Raw genomic sequence first — 4,970 nt, 5'->3', positions numbered from 1 at the left:
CCCGACACCCCCATCATCACCACCGACGCCCGCCACCGCGGCGACGCCAAGAGCGCACTGATCACCCTGGTCGAACACGCCCTGATGGCACGACTCAAGTAGGAAGACGTATACGGCAGTTGTCGTAGGCGAACGGGGGCGGACTGTGTCCTTTGACACGATCCGCCCCTGTGTTCATAACATTTCGACAGAGAATTCCCCGGGCGCCGCCACCCGGCGCGTTCGCCTGGTGTCACTGCGCTCACATTGGCCCCGCCTTTTGGCGGGGCTCGCTCTTTATGCCCGTTTTATCTGAGGCGTGGGCCACTCGGAACCTCGGATTCCAGCTGTTTGGAACGGACCCCCCTGGCGTGCTGGAATTCGACGAACTCCCGAGTAGTACGGCTCAGAACATTTAAAGGCACACCGCGAGAGGTGCCGGCGCCGAGAGGTTGTTGGTCGAGTGAGGCGAAGCACGACGAGCTCCGCGACGCAGCAGGCGCGGGGCAACTTCACCCCGCCGCAGCGCAATGCGGCGACGCCGGACGAGCTGCCGCCCCCCTCCGGGGGCAAGGGCGGCGGTCCGGCCGCGGGCCCCGACACAGGCAGCCAGAGCAAGTTCTCGCCGCGCAACTGGCGGGTGGCCACCCGTCTGAACGCCATCCTCCTCATCCCCGCACTCGTCGGTCTCATCATGGGCGGCTTCGAGGTCAAGGGGTCCATATCCACCTGGCGCGACGCGCGTGACGCCGAGAAGACGGCGCAGATCGTGCGCGCCGCCTCGGAGTACGGCCAGGCCCTGCTCAACGAGCGTGACCTCACCGCTCAGCCCCTGCTCCAGAACAAGCGCGACAGCGAGGTCATCGCCAAGGCCGTCGCGGCCTCGGACGCGGCCCGCGCCAAGTTCGACCAGGAAGTGCAGGGCATGCCGGACACGGCGAGCCTCAAGCGCCGCCTGACCAAGGTCCGCGACGCCGAGAAGAACCTCGACGCGCTGCGCAAGACCGCCTACGCCAAGGGCGTCGAGGCGAAGAACCCGGTGCTGACCGAAGAGGGCTACACCCAGATCCCCCACTACCTGAGCACGTTCTCCAACGAGCTCGGTCTGGGCACCGGCAACGTCACCAGCTACGGCCGCATGGTCTACGCGGTCGACCTCGCCAAGGCCGCGGAGTCGCTCCAGCGCTCCATCGGCCTGCACCTCATCATCCGGCCGAGCGAGGACCTCAAGACCTTCCAGATGCAGGTCAAGGCGTTCAACTCGTACAACTACCTGGAGTTCATCGCCCTCGGCGAGTTCGACGCCGGTGGTACGGACGCCGACAGCGCCCATCTGAAGAAGGTCCTGGAGGCCAAGGCCGCCCAGGCCGCCAAGGACGTCCCCGCGGTGCGCCAGCCGGCCGACGACGGCCCGCGCATCGGCGCGGCCCCGGCCCGCGACGGCTCGGTCTTCAACAGCATGGCCGCCGCGATCGGCGAGGGCCAGAGCGCCAAGCAGCTCAAGGCCCAGGGCATCACCCCCGACGCCTGGATGGCCGCCTCGACCGCCAAGTTCGACGGCTACACCGAGATCGAGCAGGACCTGGTCACCAAGGCCGTGGACGAGGCCGGCCAGATCGCGGACGACGCCAAGACCTCCGCGTACCTCAACGGCGCCGTCGTCGTGGTCTCGCTGCTCGCCGCCTTCATCCTGGCCGGCATGGTGGCCCGCCAGATGAGCCGCTCGATGCGCCGGCTGCGCTCCGCCGCCTTCGAGGTGGCCGAAACCCGACTGCCGATGCTCGTCGACCAGCTCTCGCGGACCGAGCCCGGCCGGGTCGACACCCGGGTCGAGCCCATCCCGATCACCTCCACGGACGAGATCGGCGAAGTCGCCCGCGCCTTCGACCAGGTCCACCGCGAGGCGGTCCGGCTCGCCGCCGAGCAGGCCCTCCTTCGGGGCAACGTCAACGCGATCTTCACCAACCTCTCGCGCCGCAACCAGTCCCTGATCGAGGGCCAGCTGACCCTCATCACGGACCTGGAGAACAACGAGGCCGACCCGGACCAGCTGGAGAGCCTCTTCAAGCTGGACCACCTCGCGACCCGTATGCGCCGCAACGGCGAGAACCTCCTGGTCCTCGCCGGCGAGGAGCCGGGCCGCCGCTGGAACCAGCCGGTCCCGCTGGTCGACGTGCTGCGCGCCGCCTCCTCCGAGGTGGAGTCCTACGAGCGCATCGAGCTGTCCGGTGTGCCGGAGAGCGAGATCCACGGCCAGGCCGTGACCGACCTCGTGCACCTGCTGGCCGAGCTCCTGGAGAACGCCACCACGTTCTCCTCGCCGCAGACCAAGGTCCGCGTCACCGCGACCCGTCTGCCGGACGGCCGCGTCATGATCGAGATCCACGACAAGGGCATCGGCCTCACCGCCGAGGACTTCGCGGACATCAACCACAAGCTGGCCAACCCGCCGACCGTGGACGCCGCCGTCTCCCAGCGCATGGGCCTGTTCGTGGTCGGCCGGCTCTCCGACCGCCACGGCATCCGCGTCCAGCTGCGCCCCTCCGGCGAGCAGGCGGGCACCACCTCGCTGGTCATGCTCCCGGACGCGATCACCCACGGTGGCGGTGGCGAGCCGCTGCCCGGCGACGACTTCACGGTCTCGCAGATCATCCCGGAGCAGCGGGAGTTCCAGGCCCCGGCCCCGGCCATGCGCACCGCCGCCGAGCTCGGCTTCGACGACTCGCGCTACGAGACGGGCGAGCAGGGCGAGGGGCTCCAGCTCGACCCGGTCAACCGCTCGCTGATGCGCGAGGAGCGCCGCGCGGCCCTGGAGGCCCAGGCGCAGGGCGGCGACCGTCCGCTCTACCGCGACGAGGTCGACGGTGTGCAGCAGGGCGCCGCGTACGACGAGAGCTACGGCGGCCAGGAGTCCTACGAGGGCGCTTACGAGGAGCCCTACAACGGACAGCGGGCCCCCTACGACAACCAGTTCGAGGGACAGCAGGGTTACGCGCAGGACTACCCCGGCGCGTATCCGCAGGAGTCCTACGGACAGCAGCAGAACGGTTACCCGGACCAGAGCTATGCGGAGGCCGCCTACCAGGCGCCCGCGGCCGACGGCCCGGGGTACGACGGCGGTTACGGCGACACCCCTCACCAGGGCGAGTGGCAGCAGAACGCCTCGTACCAGGATTCCTACGCGTCCGACTACCCGCAGGGGAACGAGGAAGCGGAATCCGCTCCGGACGTTCCCGGGGACGGCCGCGACCGCGTAGGCTTCGACCGTCCGGGCCCCACCCCGGCCTCCGCCCACGAGCTGACCGGCGCCGGTCTGCCCAGGCGCGGCAGCGGCCAGCAGAACTGGCAGCCCGCCGCCCAGGAGCCGCAGCACCAGGCCGAACCGCAGCGGCCCGAGCAGCAGCGGCACCCCGCCGACGCCGGCCCCGCGTCCGTGAACGGATCCGCGAACGCGGCCGTGAACGGCACCGGTCCGGCGGCCGCGAACGGCGTCGCGTCCACCACCGACGGGCCCACCGGCGACTGGCGTTCGACCAACGACGAGCGCTGGACGCGGGCCGAGAAGCTGCGTGAGCCGAAGGCCGGCGGGGTCACCCCCTCCGGACTTCCCCGGCGGGTGCCCAAGGCCAATCTGGTCGAGGGCGCGGCCGAGCAGACCCCGCAGGGCGGCCCACAGGTCTCCCGCGCTCCGGAGGACGTCCGCGGCAGGTTGAGCAACCTGCGCCGCGGTGTCCAGCAGGGCCGCAGCGCGGGGTCGGACACCAGTAACACCTACAACCAGGAGCGTTAGTGTGAGCCCGATGAGCCAGGCGGCGCAGAATCTGAACTGGTTGATCACCAACTTCGTGGACAACACCCCCGGGGTGTCCCACACGGTGGTGGTCTCCGCCGACGGACTCCTGCTGGCGATGTCCGAAGGCTTCCCCCGGGACCGGGCCGATCAGCTGGCGGCGGTCGCCTCCGGCCTGACGTCCCTGACCGCGGGAGCCTCCCGGATCTTCGAGGGCGGCGCCGTCAACCAGACGGTCGTGGAGATGGAGCGCGGCTTCCTCTTCATCATGTCCATCTCGGACGGGTCCTCGCTGGCCGTACTCGCCCACCCCGAGGCCGACATCGGTCTCGTGGGCTATGAGATGGCTCTCCTCGTCGACCGCGCGGGCACCGTCCTCACCCCGGACCTGCGCGCGGAACTCCAGGGCAGTCTCCTTAATTAGTTGTGAACTTCCCGTTCTCAACTACCAGTCAGGCAGTGCGTTTCTCGCCACCGCGCCATAAGGTGCGGTGGCGCGGTCCCACAGGAACGGGCGACCGGCAGTCGGAGGAGGAAACGTGACAACACCCCCAGGCGGACACCCATACAACGGTGGACAGCAGTCTCAGGGTGAGCACGGGCAGAACCGGTTCAACTTTCCCTCCGCGCCCAGCAGAAGCGGCCAGGGCCAGCACCCGTACCAGCAGCCCCAGCGCCGGCCGGGCCCGTACCCCGATGCAAGCACCGGCTCCACCGGAGCGGCTGATGCCGCGCGTTACCCTGCGCCGCAGCCCCGCATCGAGCCGGTGCAGCCGCGGCAGACCCCCCAGCCTTCCCCGGCGGGCGGCACGCACAACCCCCTGGTGCGTCCGTACGCCATGACCGGCGGCCGCACCCGGCCGCGCTACCAGCTCGCCATCGAGGCGCTGGTGCACACCACGGCGGAACCCGCCCGGCTGCAAGGGCAGTTGCCCGAGCACCAGCGGATCTGCCAGCTGTGCCGAGAGATCAAGTCGGTCGCCGAGATCTCGGCACTCCTCTCCATCCCCCTCGGCGTTGCCCGAATCCTCGTCGCCGACCTGGCGGAGGCCGGACTTGTCGCCATCCACCAGCCCGGCGGCGACGAGTCCGCCGGCGGCCAGCCAGATGTGACACTGCTCGAAAGGGTGCTCAGTGGACTTCGCAAGCTCTAGCGGCGGTGCTGCCCGCTCCACCACTTCCGCGAAGATCGTGGTGGCGG

At 70.0% G+C, this 4,970-nt stretch carries 3 protein-coding genes and 2 pseudogenes; all 5 read left to right on the top strand.

The genetic code is table 11. The features are described 5' to 3' along the window. Positions 1 to 102 (top strand): annotated as a pseudogene (locus ACZ4MU_RS35140) (ATP-binding protein); the annotation flags it as partial. A 340-nt stretch (positions 103 to 442) separates the two neighbouring features. After that, positions 443 to 3,769: a sensor histidine kinase gene (locus tag ACZ4MU_RS35135; RefSeq protein WP_467883683.1), complete on the top strand. Its 3,327-nt coding sequence runs from the start codon at positions 443 to 445 to the stop codon at positions 3,767 to 3,769. Between the two features lie 10 nt (positions 3,770 to 3,779). Next, the gene (locus ACZ4MU_RS35130; protein ID WP_026057603.1) at positions 3,780 to 4,193 is read left to right on the top strand and encodes a roadblock/LC7 domain-containing protein; all 414 of its coding nucleotides are present in this window, start codon (positions 3,780 to 3,782) and stop codon (positions 4,191 to 4,193) included. Positions 4,194 to 4,308: 115 nt separating this feature from the next. Continuing rightward, on the top strand, positions 4,309 to 4,923 hold the full coding sequence (locus ACZ4MU_RS35125; RefSeq protein WP_467883681.1) for a DUF742 domain-containing protein: 615 nt from the start codon (positions 4,309 to 4,311) through the stop codon (positions 4,921 to 4,923). Next, positions 4,904 to 4,970, top strand: a pseudogene (locus ACZ4MU_RS35120) (ATP-binding protein); the annotation flags it as partial. The gene ACZ4MU_RS35125 and the pseudogene ACZ4MU_RS35120, both read left to right, overlap by 20 nt.

This window comes from Streptomyces sp. NPDC026377 (assembly GCF_055567715.1).
The sequence above is the reverse complement of the archived record's forward strand: the minus strand, read 5'-3'. Positions and strand labels throughout refer to the sequence as shown.